The organism is Halopseudomonas sabulinigri (assembly GCF_900105255.1).
Taxonomy (GTDB): Bacteria; Pseudomonadota; Gammaproteobacteria; order Pseudomonadales; family Pseudomonadaceae; genus Halopseudomonas; species Halopseudomonas sabulinigri.
Genome location: NZ_LT629763.1, coordinates 3,892,492 through 3,912,780 on the forward strand (window position 1 = coordinate 3,892,492; position 20,289 = coordinate 3,912,780).

Annotated in this window: 12 protein-coding genes and 1 tRNA gene; all 13 read left to right on the top strand. The window is 62.0% G+C overall.

Features of this window, described 5'->3' with window-relative positions:
- The first annotated feature begins 96 nt into the window (after positions 1-96).
- The 13 genes from BLU26_RS17835 (at position 97) to BLU26_RS17895 (ending at position 20,215) form a co-directional block, all read left to right on the top strand.
- Positions 97-978 (top strand): LysR family transcriptional regulator, encoded by an 882-nt coding sequence (locus BLU26_RS17835; RefSeq protein WP_092288559.1) that lies wholly within the window; start codon positions 97-99, stop codon positions 976-978.
- Positions 979-1,178: 200 nt separating this feature from the next.
- The gene (locus BLU26_RS17840) at positions 1,179-2,045 is read left to right on the top strand and encodes a phytanoyl-CoA dioxygenase family protein (RefSeq protein ID WP_092288182.1); all 867 of its coding nucleotides are present in this window, start codon (positions 1,179-1,181) and stop codon (positions 2,043-2,045) included.
- Between the two features lie 48 nt (positions 2,046-2,093).
- Positions 2,094-3,134 carry an MBL fold metallo-hydrolase gene (locus tag BLU26_RS17845; RefSeq protein ID WP_092288183.1) on the top strand — a complete coding sequence of 347 codons (1,041 nt, stop codon included), beginning with the start codon at positions 2,094-2,096 and terminating at the stop codon, positions 3,132-3,134.
- Positions 3,135-3,503: 369 nt separating this feature from the next.
- Positions 3,504-5,276 (top strand): S8/S53 family peptidase, encoded by a 1,773-nt coding sequence (locus tag BLU26_RS17850; RefSeq protein ID WP_092288184.1) that lies wholly within the window; start codon positions 3,504-3,506, stop codon positions 5,274-5,276.
- 154 nt (positions 5,277-5,430) lie between these two features.
- Complete coding sequence (locus tag BLU26_RS17855; protein WP_092288185.1) at positions 5,431-6,867, top strand: thioredoxin family protein; 1,437 nt, start codon at positions 5,431-5,433, stop codon at positions 6,865-6,867.
- Positions 6,864-7,394 carry a UGSC family (seleno)protein gene (locus BLU26_RS18855; protein ID WP_331457160.1) on the top strand — a complete coding sequence of 177 codons (531 nt, stop codon included), beginning with the start codon at positions 6,864-6,866 and terminating at the stop codon, positions 7,392-7,394. Before BLU26_RS17855 ends, BLU26_RS18855 begins: the two co-directional genes overlap by 4 nt.
- Before the next feature lie 15 nt (positions 7,395-7,409).
- Entirely contained in the window at positions 7,410-8,789 is a 1,380-nt protein-coding gene (selA, locus tag BLU26_RS17870) for an L-seryl-tRNA(Sec) selenium transferase (protein ID WP_092288187.1), read from the top strand.
- Positions 8,786-10,645, top strand: coding sequence for a selenocysteine-specific translation elongation factor (gene selB, locus BLU26_RS17875; RefSeq protein ID WP_157719400.1), 1,860 nt, complete (start codon positions 8,786-8,788; stop codon positions 10,643-10,645). The genes selA and selB overlap by 4 nt, the downstream gene beginning before the upstream one ends.
- A gap of 15 nt (positions 10,646-10,660) precedes the next feature.
- Positions 10,661-10,755: transfer RNA gene (locus BLU26_RS18640), tRNA-Sec, on the top strand.
- A gap of 244 nt (positions 10,756-10,999) precedes the next feature.
- On the top strand, positions 11,000-13,216 hold the full coding sequence (gene katG / locus BLU26_RS17880) for a catalase/peroxidase HPI (protein WP_197674507.1): 2,217 nt from the start codon (positions 11,000-11,002) through the stop codon (positions 13,214-13,216).
- Positions 13,217-13,803: 587 nt separating this feature from the next.
- Positions 13,804-15,798 (top strand): carboxylesterase/lipase family protein, encoded by a 1,995-nt coding sequence (locus BLU26_RS17885; RefSeq protein ID WP_172830671.1) that lies wholly within the window; start codon positions 13,804-13,806, stop codon positions 15,796-15,798.
- Between the two features lie 84 nt (positions 15,799-15,882).
- Positions 15,883-17,901, top strand: a complete 2,019-nt coding sequence (locus BLU26_RS17890) for a carboxylesterase/lipase family protein (RefSeq protein WP_092288190.1) — start codon at positions 15,883-15,885, stop codon at positions 17,899-17,901.
- Between the two features lie 283 nt (positions 17,902-18,184).
- Positions 18,185-20,215, top strand: coding sequence for a PhoX family protein (locus BLU26_RS17895; protein WP_092288191.1), 2,031 nt, complete (start codon positions 18,185-18,187; stop codon positions 20,213-20,215).
- The last annotated feature ends 74 nt before the right edge of the window (positions 20,216-20,289 follow it).

Below are 20,289 nucleotides of genomic sequence, written 5' to 3' on the forward strand. Positions count from 1 at the left end.
CTGCCGGATGTATTCAATAGGTTGGATGCTATGCTGTTGCTCGTGCTTGTAGAATTGCCTTTTTACCATTCAAGCGTTCGCCTTTTTCGAATTCACATGAAATACAACCTGACTGACTTGCGCCTGTTCATTGCCATCGCCGAGTGTCGAAGTCTCACCCACGGCGCCGAGCGATCCTTTCTGGCACCCTCGTCGGCGAGCCATCGAATCAAGATGTTGGAGGCCTCGCTCGGCACTGTGCTGCTGCATCGGCGTTCGCGTGGCGTTGAGTTGACCCGTGCCGGCGAAATTTTTCTGCGCCACGCCCGTCAGGTATTTGCGCGGCTGGAGCAGATGCACTCGGATCTGGCGCCCTTTGCCGAAGGGGTACAGGGACACGTAAGGCTGTGGGCCAATACCCACGCCATTCACAGCTATCTGCCGCAAGACCTCTCGGCGTTTCTCGCCCAGCAACCCCAGGTCAGCGTGAATCTGGAGGAGCACACCAGCGCGGATATTCTCGCTGGCGTTGCTCGGGGTGACGCGGAGATCGGCATTATTGCTGGCTACGACGATTATCAGGAAGTCGAGCTGCTGCCCTACCGCGCTGACCGCCTGGTGTTGATTACTGCGCCCGCGCATCCGCTGGCGGGCTCGACGTCCCTGGCGTTTGCCCAGGTCGTCAGTCAACCCTTCGTCATGCTGCACGCCGGCTCGGCTATCCATACCTTCACCATGAACGCAGCATCCAACATGGGCACCCACCTGAACGTGCGAGTGCAGGTCAACAGCTTCGAAGCGGTTTGCCGCATGGTGGCGGCGGGCGTGGGGATTGGTCTGGTGCCGCGCGAGGCGGTCAGGCTGTCTGGTCACCAGCCGCTGTCGATCATCGAGGTGGCGGACGCCTGGGCGCAGCGCGACCTGAAAATCTGCACCAGCCGCAAAACGCCAATATCATCGTTCGCCCGTGCGCTGGTTGATCATTTGCTGGCTGAATAGGGTGCGAACAGCGCACCGCTGAGTCCCGAGATTGGCAGGATCGTCCAGTCTCATGCGGTCGTCAGCCGGGGTATCCGCCCTACAATAGGGCAGATGCCGCATGCACTGATGTGAGCGGCGATCTCATCTTTCAAGTCCGCCAAGGCGTCAGGGTGCTGTGCACCGGCGCATCGGCCAATTGCGACAAGAGAGGTAACGGCATGACTCAGCGCGTATTGAGCGGTGACAGTGAATATCTGAAGAGCGGCTATGCCAAGGCGTACCCCTCCACGGCGGGCAGCCAGGCTGCCGTGAGTGTGGCCGAGCTCGAGCGCCTGCACACGGCACTGCTGCGTGATGGTTACGTGATTCTCGAGCGGGTAGTCGGCGCGGAGGAGGTAGAGCGTATATGTCAGCAACTGCGCGAGTTGCTGCCTGAGCACTGCGGGCGTAACGGTTTTGAGGGCACGCTGACGCAGCGGCTCTATGGGGTGATTGCCAAGACCTTGGCGTGCAACCCCTTGGTCGAGCACCCGCTGGTATTGGGCTTGCTCGATCGCGTCCTGTCACCTAATTACCTGCTCTCGCAACTGCAGGTGATCAACATACTGCCGGGTGAGCGGGCGCAGCCATTGCATCATGACGACGCCTTTTATCCCGTGCCACGCCCGCGCCCGCATTACGGTGCAGCGACCATTATCGCGCTGGATGATTTTACCGCCGACAATGGAGCCACTGTGGTGATTCCCGGCAGCCATACCTGGGATGGCCATGCGCCGACGGCGCAGGACTGCGCGCAAGCAATCCCGGTGATCATGCCCAAGGGCTCAATGGTGCTGTTTCTGGGTACGCTTTGGCATGGTGGCGGCGCCAACCACAGCGCGTTGCCACGCCTGGCTGCCACCGCGCAGTACTGCGAGCCATGGGCACGCCAGCAAGAAAACTTCAGCCTTTCGGTGCCGCTGCAGCGCGCCCGCGAGTGCAGCCCGCACCTGCAAAGGATGCTCGGTTACTCGATTCATCCGCCGTTCATGGGCATGGTCAATGGCATGCATCCGCGCCGACTGTTGGACGGCAAACCGCAATAGCGACAGCGAGCTGCGATCACCCACACCTCACAAAGAAGCAGCAGGCATATGGCTACACAGGGTTTGATTTACCCGCATACGACACCGGCACTTGGCACCACCCTGGAATTGCAGCCGGGTGTGCTGTGGATTCGCATGCCGTTACCGTTCAAGCTTGATCACGTGAACCTCTGGGCACTGCGCGACACCGACGGATGGACCCTGGTCGATACCGGCGTCTGGACTCAGCAAGCCATGGCCGTCTGGGAGCAACTCTTTGATGAGGCGCTCGGCGGGCTGCCGGTTACCAGGGTGATCTGCACGCACCGCCATGCCGATCACGCCGGGCTGGCGGGTTGGCTGGTCGAGCGCTTTGGTTGTGATCTATGGATGCCGCACGCCGAGTATCACAGTTGTCAGGCCGCCTGCCGGCAGGGCAGGGAAACGCCGGAGGCGGAACTGGCATTCTTCCGTCGCGCCGGTTGGAGCCAAGCGGCACTGGAGAGCTTTAGCGGCAATTACGGAGGCATCACCAGCCTGGTTTATCCGTTGCCGCAGGGCTTTCGGCGCATCAGCGACGGCGATGTGCTGAGGATCGGTGAGCAAAGGTGGGAGGTTATTGTCGGGCAGGGGCACACTGCTGAGCACGCCTGCCTGTATTGCGCTGAACTGGGCTTGTTTATCGCTGGCGATCAGGTGCTGCCGCTAATTTCATCCAATGTTTCAGTGCTGGCCCGCGATCCGGACGGCAACCCCTTGGATGCCTGGATGACCTCCATGCTACGAATCCGCGACAAGGTCAACGACAGCGCTCTGGTGCTGCCATCGCACAACGCCTGCTTTATTGGCTTGCACGCGCGTATCAATGATCTTGTGCGAACCCAGCAGCAGCTTTTGCACAGGCTGCAGGATGAGCTGAGCGAACCGCGGCGCAGTGTGGATATCTTCAAGTGTCTTTTTGGCCGCGACATAGGCATGGCAGACGGCATCGTGCTGTCCATGGCAACCGGTGAGAGCCGTGCCAACCTCAATTATCTGATCGCCCAGGGTAGCGTCGAGCAGCACCTGGATGCGGCTGGCGTGGAATGGTACCGGGCGCGCGCCATCTAGCGCCGTGCGGATCGCGCCGGGTAAATCAATAAGTCGCGCATACGCCCTGATCAAGCCGCTGGTTTTGCTCGCCATAGCATCGCCAACAAAGAAGCCCATCGAGCATGACCTGCGATGGGCGTTCAGTTGCAGCCAAAGGCTGACTCGGCAGCGAAGGTAGATGCGCTACTAGTTGGATGAACCGCTAGGGTTTCGCAGTTTCTGCATTGCCTCGTCAATGCCTTTGCGCAGGTGAGTAGCCCGCAGCGGCCTGCCCGGAATGCTCTGCTGCAACGGATGGAAACATTCGGTCGTTTTTGAGTCGGAAGGTTATCGAGACGCATGACCCTGCCGGCTGGCAGCTTGTCGCCGGCGCCGCTGGAGAGCTGAATGTCCTTTGCTTGCCCCGAGAAAATACGCCAACTTTGGCCTGCGCTGATGTTGCTGGTGCTGCCGTTTACAACCACGGCTGCAGAGCCGATTCGCATACAGCAGCTGCAACGCTGCGGTGATCTGCTGGAAACCCGCAAACAGACCTTCTGCCTGCAGGTGCAGGGTTTGCAGATGGGGGCGTGGCAGGCAACGCTCAATGGTGAGCGGCTGGACGTCGCACAACCGGCTGGTGACCAAGACGGGCTACAGCTGCAGATTGATGCCGAGGGCAAGAAAAGTGGCCCCCTGCTGCTCGAGCAGGCGGGGCGGCAGAGCAATCCGGTATGGCTGACTCTAGGGACCAGCCATGTGGTCGCCGCGACCGCAGATGAGGTGGCCAAGAACATGGACGGACTGACGTCCTACGTTGACTTGGTCAGCCTGATCATTGAGGAAGACTACGACGGCGCCAAGGAAGCGCAACGCTTGGCGGAAAAGTACGACGCCAGGGTCGTGGGCATGATTCCGCCGCTGAACACCTATCAACTGCGCCTGAAAGCCGACAACCTTGACCAGCGTGATGCCACGGTACTGCGCCTGGGTGGCGAGGTCAGTGTGGATGCGGTGGTGATTGAAGAGTCCGGGGCTGAAGAGGCGATAGAAACGGACGCCGACAACGGGCCGCCGGCAGACAATGAGGAGTGGGCCTCCAACCGCTTTCTGGATGCGGTCAACTTCTATCAGCGCCGCTTGCAGCAACACGACCACAAACTGCAAACCCACCCCATACGCATTGGCATCATCGAGCGGGATGTGGATTTCGACAGCCCGGATTTTGCTGATTATGTAGGTGACTGCCGCAAGGATGGCCAGCGCACTTGCCTCTACGCGCGCGATGCCGAACGGCCGGATGGCCACGGCAGTACCGTCACCGGGATTCTTGCCGCCGCCTGGGACAAGGGCGGCAACAGCGGCTTCTTGCGCGGGCTGGACAAGGTCGGGCCGGGATTCGATGTGATAGTCGCGCGCGATTCCGACGCTGGCATCACCGCTAACGTGGCGGCCTCGGTCAATCTGGTGGAAGACGGCGCCCGCGTCATCAACTGGAGTTGGGGTATTCACCGGGTTGGCGCCATTGATGTCAATGGTGATCCCATCGACTCTCTGGTGCGCTCGGGCATCGCCATGAGTGGTTATGAAGAGCTGCTGGAGGAGTTCTTTCTGTGGTTGCGTCAGGAGCACCCGGACGTGGTGGTGGTCAATTCCGCCGGTAACGGGTCTTCTTTCTCCGGGCGTGACGAGTATCGGCTGCCGTCCTCCTTTGTAACCGACCAGCTGTTTGTGGTGGGTGGCCACGAGCGCAGCGGTGAGAATGTGTCGGTCGAGGATCCGCAGTACGCGATCAAACGCAAGGCGTCGAACATCGATATGCGGGTCGATATCACCGCCGCCGCCTGTGTGCACGGCTCCACTGCCGAGGCGGGCAAAGAGGGTGAGGTGCACTGTGGCACCTCATACGCTACACCGCTGGTGGCGGGCCTGCTGGCAGCCATGCTGTCGATCAATCCGGAGCTGGAGCCCGATCAGCTGCGCATGCTGCTGCGTCGCAGCGCGATGACCATTGGCGAGGAATACGACTTCGAGCCTACCGAGGGTGACGACCTGACCGCGCCCATATTGCCGTCCGAGCGCGCCAACGAGCTGAACAATCCGGATGTCGGTCGTTCGGCGCGGCTGGATATGTACAAGGCGCTGGATCTGACGGTGCAGAGTCTCGATCGGGTGCGCTGAGCAGGGTAGGGCGGTGGCTTGGAAAGTCCGTGCCTCGGCCTCGGTGATGACGGGTCAATCAGCACGCCGATGACTCGGTCTGGCCGGTTGGTTTCTCCTTGCGGCAGGCCTATGCTGTTTCATCAGAGAGACACAAGAACGCAGAAGGCACCCTATGAGCACAGCATTGCCCGATGGCCTGATTGTCGTGGCCAAGGCCGATTGTCCGACCTGCCGGCTGGTTGAGCCCTTGCTGGGCGACATAGCTCAGCAAGGGCCCTTGACGATCTATGTGCAGGACTCCGCTGACTACGCCGCCGATCTGCCCGGATCCTGCTACGACAAATCGCTGGAGCAGTCCTTTCGCCTTGGCATCGAGTTTGTCCCCACGTTGATCCGGGTTGAAAACGGCCAGGAGGTCGAGCGTACCTACGGCTGGCATAAGGAGGACTGGCGGGCGATTTCGGCCAATGCCGTGCTGGGTGAGGAGTTGCCCGCGATGCGCCCCGGCTGTGGCTCAAAAACGCTTGAGCCTGGCATTGCCGAAGAGCTGGAGCTGGCCTTTGGTGACATCAAACTGAGCGCCCGCGAGATCGACATGGGCAGCGCCGAAGACCCGATGGAGGCCTGCTTCGAGCGCGGCTGGAGCGACGGCCTGCCGGTCGTGCCACCGACGCCTGTGCGAGTGTTGCGCATGCTCAAGGGCACCAGCCGCCAGCCCGACGAGGTAGTCGGGCTGATGCCGCCGGACCTGGTGCCGGTGACGGTCGAGAAGGTCGCGATTAACGCCGTGCTGGCCGGTTGCAAGCCGGAATACATGCCGGTGCTGCTGGCTGCGCTGGAAGCGGCACTGACCGATGAATTCGGCCTGCACGGCCTGATCTGCACCACCATGTTCGGCAGCCCGATGATCGTGGTCAACGGCCCCGCCGCTCGCGCCATAGGCATGAACTCCGGCGTCAACGCGCTGGGGCAGGGCAACCGGGCCAACGCCACCATTGGCCGCGCGCTGCAACTGCTCATTCGCAATGTCGGCGGTGGTCGCCCCGGTGAAATCGACCGTGCAACACTGGGCAATCCCGGCAAGTACAGTTTCTGTTTCGCCGAGGCCGAAGACGCCGACTGGCTGCCGCTGGCGCAGGAGCGTGGCGTTGAGGCCGGGCGCTCGGCGGTGACCCTGTTCCCCGGTGAGGGCGTACAGGGCATCGTTGATCAGAAGTCGCGCGACCCCGAATCGCTGGCGCGTTCCTTTGCCCTGTCGCTGCGCACGGTGGACCACGCCAAGCTGGCGATGGCCGGTGACGCGGTGCTGGTGGTGTCGCCCGAACATGCGCGGGTCTTTATCGAGGCCGGCTGGTCGAAGCAGCGGCTGCGCGAAGAACTCGAAGAGCTGTTGCTGGCGCCCGGTGCCGAGCTGGTGGCCGGTGCCGGTGGCATCGCCGAGGGTATTCCCGAACGTTTCAAGGATCAGCAGGTGCCCAAGTTCCGTCCGGGCGGGCTGTTGATCGTCAGGGCTGGCGGCACCGCCGGCCTGTTCTCCGCCATTATTGCCGGCTGGGCTGCGTCAGGCCCGGTCGGTTCGTCTCCGGTAACACGTGAGGTAACGTCATGAACCACAGCATTGTGCTCGATCCGACCGCGGAACGGGCGCCGGCGCAGCGTGCGCGTCTGGCCCGTCCCACCAGCCTTGAAGGAAAGGTGGTCGGTCTGCTCGACATTTCCAAGCCACGCGGCAATGTCTTCCTCGACCGTATCGAGGAGCAGCTGGCAGCCATGGGTATTGCGGTGAAGCGCTATAACAAGCCGACCTTCACCCGCATTGCCCCGACCGAACTCAAACAGCAGATGGCCGCCGAGGTTGATCTGCTGGTGGAAGGTCTGGCCGACTGAGGGTCTTGCACGTCGTGCTGTATGCATGACATCGCAGACCTGGAGTCACGTCAGATCCCGGGAGTAGGGGTTGCCTCCAGTGAATTTGTACAGGCCGCGGCGTTGCAGTCGAAGGCCCTTGGCTTTGATCCGGCCATGGTCTTTGTTCCGCATCCGATCCAAGACCGCACCGACGATGAAATGCGCGCGCTTGCCGATGGCGCGCTGGCAGAGATTCTGCGCCTGCTGCAAAGCGGCGACGCAGACTGAGCCACAGGTGGCCGTATGACGGCCACTGTTAACCGACCGCCAGCGGTCGACCGGGTTCTGGCCTGGCCGCTGGTGCAGCAACTGATTACCGATCACGGCCGCGCGCTGGTGCTCGATGGCGTGCGTGCCGCGCTGCAGCTGTGGCGCGACGGCGCGATCAGCGACGACGAGGCGCTGGTGCATTGGCTGCGTGAGCACCTGCTGGCGACGCTGGCGCCATCCATGCGCCCGGTGCTGAACCTGACCGGGACCGTGCTGCATACCAATCTCGGCCGCGCGCCGCTGCCGCCGGAAGCGGTGGCGGCGATGAACGCGGTCGCGCTCGGGGCCAGCAATCTGGAGTTCGATCTCGCCAGCGGGCAACGTGGCGACCGTGACGATCACGTCGAGCAATGGATCTGCCGCCTGACCGGCGCCGAGGCCGCGACGGTGGTCAACAACAACGCCGCTGCCGTGCTGCTGGTGCTCAACGCGCTGGCGAACCGCCGCGAGGTGGTGGTCTCGCGCGGTGAGCTGATCGAAATTGGCGGCTCCTTCCGCCTGCCGGACATCATGGCCCGCGCCGGCTGCAAGCTGCGCGAGGTTGGCGCCACCAACCGCACCCACCCGCGCGACTACAGCGAAGCCGTTGGCCCGCGTACCGCGCTGCTGCTCAAGGCACACACCAGCAACTACCGCATTGAAGGCTTCAGTACCGCGCTCAGCGAGGCGCAGCTGGCGGCGATTGCCCGTGAGCATCAGGTGCCGCTGGCGGTGGATCTCGGTAGCGGCTCGCTGGTCGACCTGCAGGCGCTGGGTCTGCCGGCCGAACCGGTGGTCGCGCAGGTGCTGGCCGAAGGCGTCGACGTGGTGACCTTCAGTGGCGACAAACTGCTCGGCGGGCCGCAGGCCGGCATCATCGCAGGCCGTGCGGACCTGATCGCGCGCATCCGCAAGAGTCCGCTGAAACGTGCGCTGCGCTGCGACAAGCTGACCCTCGCCGCACTGGAAGCGGTGCTGCGCTTGTATGCCGACCCGGACACCCTGGTGCAGCGGGTACCGACCCTGCGCCTGCTGACCCGCAGTGCCGAGTCGATTCAGCAGACCTGCGCGGCGCTGCTGCCTGATCTGCAGCGCTGGGCGGGGGAGACCTTTGCGGTGGATGTTTGCGCGGTCAGCAGCCAGATCGGCTCCGGTTCGTTGCCGCTCGATGTGCTGCCCAGTGCGGCGCTGCGTCTGTGCAGCACCAGTGGCAATCGGCGTGAGCGCAGCCGCGCGTTGCGACAACTGGCTGAGCGGCTGCGCCAACTTGAACAGCCGGTGATTGGCCGGATTGCCGACGACAGTCTGCTGCTCGACTGCCGCTGTCTGGAAGACCCGCAAGCGCTGCGTGTCGCGTTGGGAGCGGCCGGGTGATTATTGCCACCGCCGGACACGTCGACCACGGCAAGACCTCATTGATCCGCGCCCTGACCGGGGTAGACACCGACCGGCTGGCCGAAGAAAAACGCCGCGGGCTGACCATCGAGCTGGGTTTTGCCTGGTTGCCGAGCGAGACCGGCGAGCTGCTGGGTTTTATCGATGTGCCAGGCCACGAGCGCTTTATCGGCACCATGCTGGCGGGGGTTGCCGGGGTGGATATGGCGCTGTTGGTAGTGGCTGCTGATGACGGCGTGATGCCGCAGACCCGCGAGCATCTGGCGATTCTGCAGTTGCTGGGCGTACGCGAGCTGGCGCTGGCGATCAGCCGCTGCGATCTGGTGGACGACGCTCAGCGCGAGCGTGTTGTCGAGCAGGTGCAGGCGCTGGCCGCCGAGGCGGGATGGTCCCAAGCGGATGTATGGCGGGTTTCCAGTACCAGTGGGCAGGGCATTGACGCGCTGCGTCAGGCGCTGCAGCAACCGGCGGAACAGCCTGAGGTGCGGCCGAGCGACAGCCCGGCGCGCTTTATGATCGACCGCCGCTTCAGTATCGCCGGGGCGGGCTGTGTGGTGACCGGCACGCTGGTCAGCGGTCGCCTGCAGGTGGGGCAAAAGCTCTGGCTGCATGGGCAGGAGGTGCGGGTGCGCAGCCTGCAACGGGCCTCCAGCGAGGTTGCCGAGGTGCGCGCGGGGCAGCGCTGCGCGCTCAATCTGGGTGGCGCGGTGTCGTCCGACCAACCCCAGCGCGCCGATTGGCTGAGCGAGCTGGTGTTGCCGCTCAGCGATCGGCTGGATGTTTCCCTCACGCAGTTACCCGACAGCCATTGGCACCGCGGGGTGCTGCAGCTGCATTTGGGCACCGCTGTTCATCCGGTGCGGGTGGTGCTGCTGGATGAGGCCGCGGGGCTGGCGCAGCTGATGCTGGAGCAACCGGTGCCTGCGGTGTGGGGTGATCGCTTTATCATCCGCGACCCGGCGGCCAACACCACGCTGGGTGGCGGCCGGGTACTGGATCCGCAGGGTGTGGGCCGCGGTCGCAGCAAGCCGCAGCGGTTGGCCCTGCTGGCTGCCTGGTCGAACGCCAGCACGCCGAGTGAGGTGCTGGCCGCAGCGCTGCAGCCGGGCGCGGTGGCGTTGCCCGAACTGGCACTGAAATTGAATTTGCCCGCCGAGCAGCTGGAACAGTTGCTCCCGGATGCAGGGTTGATCGTACTGGCGGCGGCTGGCCAGCGGGTTGCTGTTACGGAGCCATTTTGCGAAGCACGTTGGCAGCATTTGGCCGAACGTCTGGCCGATTGGCACCAGCAGCACCCAGAGTTGCTTGGGCCGGGGGAAGGGCAGATCGGGCTGGTGGGATGTTTGCAACTGCCGTTACCTTTGGCGCGGCAACTGCTGCAGCGCTGGCAGACCGAGGGGCGGTTGCAGCGCACCGCCTGGGCACTGCACCTGCCGCAGCACCGGCCGCAGCTGCAGCCGGGTGATGCCGAGCTGCTGGCGCGGGTGGTTGATGAACTGGCGCCATGCGGCTTGCGACCGCCGATTGTTGGCGAGTTGGCGACCGCGCTGGAGATGGAGCTGGCGGCACTCAAGGCCTTTTTGCTGCGCATGCAGCGCTCTGGCGAGCTGATTGCCGTGGCACCCAACCGTTATTACCTGCCATCACAGGTGGAAGGGTTGGTAGCGGTGGCGCGACAGTTAGTGGCAGACTCGCCTTCCGGCAGTTTCAATGCGGCCCAGTACCGTGATGCCTCGGGCATCGGCCGCAACCTGACCATTCAGGTGCTGGAGTATCTGGATCGCGCGGGCGTGACCCGCTTCGTGCGCGAGCAACGTTTTCTGGTGGCTGGCTGAGCCGGCTGCTGCAATGGATGGACATCGTCCCCGGTGGGGCGCCCGGACTTCAACTCCGGTGAGATGCGCAACGCGTGTCTGGTGGGTTCGACTCCCATGTCCTTCCGCCATTTTCGATATCTTGGGTGGCTGCGCAGGGCCTTTGAGTTGCCTGCGTAGCAACTATCGTTGACTCCCTTTAGCTACTTTCAAACTTTGATAGTCATACGCTATTAGCGGCGTTGATTTATCTCAATGGCGGTAATCGCTCTACCTGCTTAACTTACACCCAGGTCGCAGGCAACAGCGGAGCGTAATCGTCCTTTCCGCCGTCCGGGCTGACCACAGCACCCAACACCTGAAGCGGAGATGATCATGAGCGATAACAAGACTGGCGGATGCCCGGTGATGCACGGCTCCAACACCAAGTTGACCGGTAGCGGCACAACCAACAAGGACTGGTGGCCCAACCAGTTGAATGTGAACGTACTGCATCAGAATCACCCCAAATCCGATCCCCTCGGCGCTGATTTCGACTATGCCGCCGAGTTCAAAAAGCTCGATCTGGCTGCGGTCAAACAAGATCTCGCGGCGCTGATGACCGACTCCAAGGATTGGTGGCCCGCTGATTACGGTCATTACGGCCCCTTGATGATTCGTATGGCCTGGCACTCAGCCGGCACCTACCGTACCGCTGATGGCCGTGGTGGCGCCTCTACCGGCAATCAGCGCTTTGCGCCCCTCAACAGCTGGCCGGATAACGGCAACCTGGATAAGGCGCGTCGCCTGCTGTGGCCGGTGAAACGCAAGTACGGCAACCAGCTGTCGTGGGCCGATCTGTACATTCTGGCCGGCAACGTGGCGCTGGAAACCATGGGCTTCAAGACCTTTGGTTACGGCGGCGGCCGCAAAGATATCTGGGCGCCGGAGGAAGACATCTACTGGGGTGCCGAGACCGAGTGGCTGGCGACCAGCGACAGACCCAACAGCCGTTATTCCGGCGAGCGCGACCTGGCGAACCCCCTGGCTGCGGTGCAGATGGGTCTGATCTACGTGAACCCCGAAGGCCCGGACGGCAACCCTGACCCGCTGTTGTCTGCCCGCGACATCCGCGACACCTTCGCGCGCATGGCCATGAACGACTATGAAACCGTTGCCTTGACGGCCGGCGGCCACACCTTCGGCAAGACCCACGGCGCTGGCGATGCGTCCCATGTGGGTGTTGAACCCGAGGGCGGTGCGCTGGAGGCCATGGGCTTTGGTTGGCTCAGCACCCACGGTAGCGGCAAGGGTCGCGATACCATCACCAGCGGACTTGAAGGTGCCTGGACGCCGACGCCGACCCAGTGGGACATGAGCTACTTTGACGTACTTTTTGGTTACGAATGGGAGTTGACCAAGAGCCCGGCCGGGGCGCATCAATGGGCGCCAAAAAACCTGGCCGAGAAGGATCATGCGCCAGACGCGGAAGATCCGAGCAAACGTGTGGGCATCATGATGTCTACCGCCGATATGGCCATGCGGGAAGACCCGGAATATCGCAAGATTGCCGAGCACTTCCACCAGAACCCCGACGAGTTCGCCGACGCTTTCGCACGCGCCTGGTTCAAGCTGACCCACCGCGACATGGGCCCGAAAGTTCGCTACCTGGGGCCTGAAGTACCGGCAGAAGAACTGATCTGGCAGGACCCGGTACCGGCTGTCGATCATCCGCTGGTAGACGCGCAGGATGTCGCAGCGCTGAAGGCCAAACTGCTGGCCTCGGGGCTTAGTGTGGCCGAGCTGGTATCCACGGCCTGGGCCTCGGCTTCAACCTACCGTGATTCCGACAAGCGCGGTGGTGCCAACGGTGCACGCATTCGTCTGGCGCCGCAGAAGGATTGGGAAGTTAACCAGCCGGCGCAACTGGCCAAAGTGCTCAAGGTATTGGAAGGCATTCAGGCTGAGTTCAACGCCGCACAGAGCGGTGGTAAGCAGGTCTCCTTGGCCGATCTCATCGTGTTGGGCGGGGCTGCGGCGATCGAGAAAGCGGCGCAGGACGGTGGCACGCCTATCGCGGTGCCGTTCGTACCGGGGCGTACCGATGCCACCGATGAGCAGACCGATGCCGAGTCCTTCGAGCCGCTGAAGCCCGAGGCAGATGGTTTCCGTAATTACCGTCGGACCAAGTTCAGTGTGCCTGAAGAGGAGATGCTGATCGACAAGGCGCAGCTGCTGGGCCTGAGTGTGCCGGAAATGACGGCGCTGGTGGGTGGTTTGCGCGTACTGGGGGCCAACTACAATGGCAGTCAGCACGGCGTGTTCACCAACCGGCCGGGCACCCTGAGCACGGATTTCTTCGTCAATCTGATTGATATGGACTTTGCCTGGAAGCCAAGCGCAGCAGATGCGGATGTGTTTGAAAGCAGTTGCCGTAAAACCGGTGCAGCCCAGTGGACTGGCACCCGTGTGGACCTGGTATTTGGCTCCAACTCGCTGCTGCGTGCGGTGGTTGAGGCCTACGCGCAGGATGATGCCAAAGCCAAGTTTGTGCAGGACTTTGTCGCAGCCTGGAACAAGGTAATGAACGCGGATCGCTACGATCTGGCCTGATCATCTGTCGCAGTAACGCTGCAGAACCACCCTCGGGCGCCGCAAGGCGCCCGAGGCGTTTTGTTGGCGGCAAATCAGCGCCAGTGCCGGTACGAAAATGAATTATAAGGTTGATGAATAGCTATCTATATTTGCGCCAATTTTGGTCTAAGACTGAAGCTGTTTTGTCTCATCGCCGTTACCAATATTTGTCTTGAATCGAGTTAATTTCCCTATCTGGCACGTTTTTCTGAAATGGGCTGCGGCAAAGATAGACTCTGGTGCGGTCATTTTGGTGCACAAGTGTTTACCTATTTGTGCGGCCAATAAAAACTGTATGGGCGTGCTTTGACCACTTGGTCATTCGCCCTAACTGTCTCCCCTGCCAGAGGGCCCTTGCGTGCCGAAGTGGCACCCAAGGCGGCGTTGTCGACTAGCCGAATCAATGACTATGCTCTGCGGCAATTGACCATCAACGGGTAGCGCTTACCTGGGTGCGTCAAGGGTTCCGCGTGCGCGTTCTTCGCTGGCTCTGAGTATCGCAGCTCCGGCACAGCCCGCAAGCAATGGCATGGCGAGCCCCATTACAACAATAAATGGAGGTCAGCATGAAAGCTTCAAAGGTCCCCTATTCACTGCGCTCGGCGGCATTGACTGCGTCCTACTTCGCTGCGCTGTTCTCGCTTGCGGGCTGCCTCGGGAGCTCTGGCTCCGATGACGACGATGCGCGCACCGGCGTATTTGTCGATAGCGCGGTAGCCGGGCTGGATTATCAGCGCAGCTCCGGCGGCACCGGCACTACCAATGCCAGGGGTGAGTTCAGCTACCTTGGTGGCGAGACGCTCGGTTTTGCCATCGGTGATCTGGATCTGGGTAGCGCTGCCGGCGCAGACATGCTGACACCGCTGAGCATCATCGAAGGCGCCAGTGGGGCGACAGATCAACGGGTCAGCAACATGCTGGTGCTGCTGCAATCGCTGGACGCGGACGGCAACCTGAACAACGGCATCCAGATTACCGAGGCTATCCGCGAAGAGGTCTCGCTGAACGCCGGAACGTTGCAACTGGATCAAGCGCCCGCGGACTTCCGCACCAGCCTGGCGGCGGTCGTGGCTACCCTGGAAAGCGATGGCGCCTTCAGTGATACCGACCCGCGTGCACGCAGCCTGGTCAGCGCCGCGGCGGCGCAGGCTCATTTCAGCCGGGCGACCAGCGAACGTCTGGTGGTCAGCACCGAAGCAGGGGAGCTGAGCGGCTTTGCCGCCGACGATAACACTTGGCAGTTCCTCGGCATCCCCTATGCCAAGCCGCCGTTGGGGGACCTGCGCTGGCGCGCGCCGCAGCAACCGGAAGCCTGGGACGGTGTGCGCGATGCTATCGCCTGGAGCGACCAGGCTGCACAAAATCCCGGCTTGCAGCGCTTTGGCGAAGGCGGCATGAGTGAAGACTCGCTGTACCTGAATGTCACCGCCCCGAAGGACGCCGAAGATCTGCCGGTGATGGTCTGGTTCCACGGCGGTGGCTTTACCGCACTGACCAGCAATACCGTGCCCTTCAACAACCCGGCTGCCGTCGTCAGCAAAGGCGTGGTGCAGGTGTCGGTCAATCATCGGCTCGGGCCCTTCGGCTACATCGCGCATCCTGAGCTGAGTGATGAAAGCGGTTATCAGGGCTCCGGCAACTACGGCCAGATGGACCTGGTGATGGCGCTGGAATGGGTACGCGACAACATTGATGCCTTTGGTGGCAACCCGGACAACGTGACCATCTTTGGTGAGTCCGGTGGCGGCCGTAAGGTGCTGTCGCTGATGGCTTCGCCGAAGGCCGCAGGTCTGTTCCACAAGGCGATCAGCCAAAGTGGCACGCTTTATCCGGATACGCGCAGCCTGGCCGCCGCCGAGGCGATCGGCAGTGATCTGCAGGCCAACCTGAACGCCGCTTCGCTGGAGGAGATGCGCGAAAAAAGCTGGCTTGAGGTGGTGTCTGCCGCTGCCGCTCTGGCGCCTTACACCAACGTCGACAACAACTACCTGCCGACCACCGAGCGCGCCGTGTTCGAAGGCGATAACGACAACGACGTGCCCTTCATGTTCGTGGTCAATACCAACGACACCATTGATCCGATCAATACGGTCAAGGAGGTCTTTCCCTGGATGGCGCCGCTGAAGGAAGCGCCCACCTACGCAACCCTGTTCAGTCATCAGCCAGCCGGTTGGAAAGCCCGCGGTGTAGAGGCTTATCACGCGGCAGAACTGGCCTATGTGTTCAACATGCCGGAAAGCGTAGTGACCCATTACCTGCTGGGGCTGGTGATTGATCCGGCGACCAACAGGTCCCTGGTGATTGGTGACCTGAACGGTAACGGCGTTGCTGGTTCTGCGGGCGATACGGCAGACATCTTTGCTTCAGCCGGCTTTGATGAAACGGACGAGGTGGTTACCGAGCGCATGCTGACCATCTGGACCAACTTCGCCAAGACCGGTAACCCGAGCATCAGCGGTGAAATCGACTACCCCGAATACGACGCCGAGACTCAGCAGTACGTGGAGCTGAGCGACGTCGCCGAGGTCAAGTCCGGCATCGCCGAAGAGTTTGCAGACTGATCCATCAACAACAAGAAACCGGCGCCAACGGTGAAGCCGCCAGCGGTGCCGGACAACTGATTGCAACCTGCAAAGGAGAGCATCATGCTCAAACCCGATACTGCCACGTTTCCTCTGCGCGCCGCCTGGCTTGCCCTGGCGTTGGCGCCCATGCTGACCCTGAGTGGTTGCCTGGACGGCGACTCTGACAACGATGACCCGTCCACCGGCACCTTTGTAGACAGCCCGGTGTCCGGCCTGGATTATCAGGGCCCAGAAGTCGGCTCTGCGCAAACCAATGCCGAGGGAAAATTCAACTACTTCCCTGGCGAGACCATCAGCTTTGCCATCGGTGATCTGCCGCTGGGATCGGCTACCGGCGCTGACGAACTGACACCGTTGGGCATCATCGAAGGTGCCAGTGATGCCAGTGATACGCGCGTCAGTAACATGTTGGTGCTGCTGCAGAGCCTGGATGCCGATGGCGACCTGAACAATGGCATTCAGATTACCCAGCAGATCAGTGATGAGGTGTCCTTTAGCGCTGCGAGCCTGGACCTCAGCCAGCCCGCGGCTGACTTCCGCGCCAGCCTGGCCGCGGTGCTGGATACCCTGGAAACCGCGGGTGCCTTCAGCGATACCGATCCGCGTGCCCGCAGCGTCATGGCGACCGCGGATGCGCTGGCGCACTTCACTCGTGCTACCGGCGAGCGTCTGGTGGTCAGTACCGAGGCCGGCGACCTGCGCGGCTTTGCGGCGAACGAGGATACCTGGCAATTTCTCGGCGTGCCCTATGCCAAGCCACCGCTCGGTGAGCTGCGCTGGACGCCGCCGCAGCCGCTGGAACCCTGGGATGGTGTGAGGGAGGCTGTTTCCTGGGCCGACCAGTCCGCGCAGGACACGGCGCTGGAAGCGGTCAACGAAGGCGGCATGAGCGAGGACTCGCTGTACCTGAATATCACCGCGCCCAAGGATGCCGACAACCTGCCGGTGATGGTCTGGTTCCATGGCGGCTCCTTTGCCATCCTGTCGGCCAATTCCAGCCAGTACAACAACCCGGAAGGGCTGACCGAGAAGGGCGTGGTACTGGTGACCGTCAACCACCGTCTTGGGCCCTTTGGTTATATCGCCCACCCGCTGCTGACGGCCGAAAGCGGTTACAACGGCTCCGGCAACTACGGCCAGATGGACCTGGTGATGGCGCTGGAGTGGGTGCGCGAAAACATCGAGGCCTTTGGCGGCAACCCGGGCAATGTGACCATCTTTGGTCAGTCCGGCGGCGGCGGCAAGGTCTACTCGCTGATGAACTCGCCGCAGGCGACCGGCCTGTTTCACAAGGCAATCGTACAGAGCGGCGTGGCACCGCTGGATGAGGTAGGCGGCCCTGAGGTCTCTCTGGCCGAATCCGAAGCCATTGGTAGTGCGCTCTTTGCACGGGCGGGCGTCAGCACGTTGGAAGCGGCGCGCGCGCTGCCCTGGACGGCGTTGGTCAAGGCCGACCAGGACAACAGCATCCCGCGGCAGACCTATCGCCCCAACGCCGACAACTACTATCAGCCCAATACCTACTATGAGAACGTGGTCAACGGGATGCCGAGTGATGTGCCGCTGATGTCCGGTGTGACCTCGGGTGACTACACCACACTCCGTGCGGCCTTGCCGATCTGGCTGGCGCAGCGCTCGGCGCAGTACCAATCGGAGCAGTTCATCTACAAGTTCAGCCGCGTGCCACCGGGCTGGAGCGAGATGGGGCTGGCCAGCTGTCACGGCTGTGAGCTGCCGTATCTGTTCAATTACCCCGCGGCCATGGTGCAAAACTACCTGCTAGGGCTGGTACTCACGCCTCAGGGCACGCGTCCGGTCATTGGTGATTTGAACGGCAATGGCGTCACAGGTACCCAAGGAGACCCGGCGGATGTATTTGCCTCGATGCGCTACGGTGCAACCGATGTGGCTATCGCCGATCAGACCATGACCCTGTGGACCAACTTCGCAAAAACCGGCAACCCCAGTACCGAGCAACTCGACTGGCCAGCCTTTACCCTGGATAACGACACCTTCGTCGAAATCGGACCGGATGCGGAGGCGACAGTGGAAACCGGTCTCGCCGAGTCCATTCAGTAGCGGTAGCGGGGCGGCCGTTGCAGGCCGGCTCAGTGCTATCGTGATGGCAACACCAAACCCGAGCGTCCGTCGTGTCGCTCGGGTTTTGTGTTATCTGGGGAGTGCGAATAGTCCGCATCGAGCGCTCGGCGAAACGGACTGCCAGCTGCGGAGATGCTGTCATGCATTCGACATCGCAGTGTCGTTAAAAAGCAGTCAAAGCTTCATGCACAGGACCCATTTATGTCATTTGGCATCGCCATTCTAGTCGGGTTAGTAACTACAACCTGAGAGGAAGGAACCGATGTCCAACGTGCAAAACGATCAGCTGGTAATCATTGATCACGGTGAGGGTGATGAGCCGCTGAGCACTCGTAAGATGAACCCGCTGTTTTCCAGCATTCTTGAGGCCCGGCTGGCACGTCGCCAAGTGCTCAAAGGCAGTGCCGGCGCCGCCGCGTTGGGCTTCTTTGGTTTGGGTCTGGCTGGCTGCAACAGCGACTCGGATGATGACGATGATGAAACCGAAGCACCGGCAGAGCTGCTCGGTTTCAGCGCTGTGGCGGTCAACAGTGCAGACACCATTACTGTCCCGGAAGGCTACAGCTACCAGGTGCTGATTCCCTGGGGCACGCCGATCATGGGTGGCATTGCGGCCTTTGCGCGTGACAACACCGGTGCCGATCAGGCCGGCCAGATCGGCTCGCACCACGATGGCATGCACTTCTATGGCATTGATGGCAGCTCTGTAGACGGCCTGCTCGTGCTGAACCACGAATACGTTGAGCCGCGTTTGATGCACCAGTCCGCCGTTGGCCTGAGCTTGAACAGCAGCGCGTTGCCCACCTTCGCGGGTACCCGCCCGGCAGACGAAGTGCGCAAGGAACTGAATGCACACGGTGTTTCCGTGGTGCGCGTCATCAAGGGCAGCGATAACCAGTGGAAGGTGCAGTACGACGTACTGAACCGCCGTATCACGGGTCTGACGCCGATGGAAATCCAGGGTCCGGTCCGCGGCACTGATTTCGTCAAGACGCTCTATAGCCCCAACGGCACCATGACCCGCGGTACGCTGAATAACTGCGGTAACGGTTATACGCCCTGGAACACCTACATGGCTGCCGAGGAAAACTGGGCCGGTTACTTTACCAACAAGGGCGACAACCCGCGTGAGCACGCGCGTTATGGCGTTGGCAGCGGTACTGGCCGTTATGCCTGGGAGTTGGCCGAGGGCGGCGCTGATGAGTTCGTCCGTTTCGATGCCAGCATCAAGGGCGCCGACGCGACCGAGGATTACCGCAACGAGCCAGTCTGTTTCGGCTGGATGGTCGAAATTGATCCGTTCGATCCCGACAGCAACCCGAAAAAACGCACCGCCATGGGCCGCTTTGGGCACGAGGGCGTAGTCTTTGCACCGGCCGAAGAAGGCAAGCCGGTCGTCTGCTATTCCGGCGATGACTCGCGTTTCGAGTACATCTACAAGTTCGTTACTGCTGACAACTACAGCGCTGCCACGGCAAGCGGCGACCTGCTGGACGAAGGCACGCTGTATGTTGCCAAGTTCAATGACGACGGCAGCGGTGAGTGGCTGCCGCTGGTGTACGGCCAGAACGGTCTGCATGAGACCAATGGCTTCACCAGCCAGGCTGACGTACTGGTCAACACCCGTCTGGCAGCTGACTTTATGGGCGCCACGCCGATGGACCGTCCGGAGTGGGGCGCAGTTGACCCTGCCAACGGTGATGTTTACTTCACCCTGACCAACAACTCCAACCGTTCGGATGCCAACCTCAATGAGGCCAACCCGCGCGCAGCCAACCAGCATGGCCACATCATTCGCTGGTCCGAGACCGACGGTGAGCAGGCGGCCACTACGTTTGCCTGGGACATCTTCCTGTTCGGCGGCGACAGCGGCGAAAGCGGTGTGGACAACAACATCGGCTACGATCCGAATGGCGACAAGCTGACCGCAGACAACATCCTCAGCTCGCCGGACGGCCTGTGGATCGACCCGGACAGCCGGGTCTGGATTCAGATGGACAGCGGCTGGGACGACCCCTTCGGCAACTGCGCCATGCTGGTTGCCGATCCCAAGACCGGTACCCTCAAGCGCTTCCTGGTTGGCCCGATCGATCAGGAGATCACCGGTATCACCATGTCTCCGGACCAGAAGACGCTGTTCATCAACGTCCAGCATCCGGGCGAAGGTACCAGCGCCGCTGACTTTGCGGCCGGCAACTTCAGCAGCAACTGGCCGGACAACACCGCAGGTGCCTATCCACGTTCTGCCACTGTGGTGGTGTGGAAGGATGACGGCGGTGTGGTCGGTAGCTGACGCTAGCTAGTCGGTGCCTGCGGGCACCGTGCTGGCAACTCGGGTCAGGCGCAGCAGCGCCTGACTTGCTTATT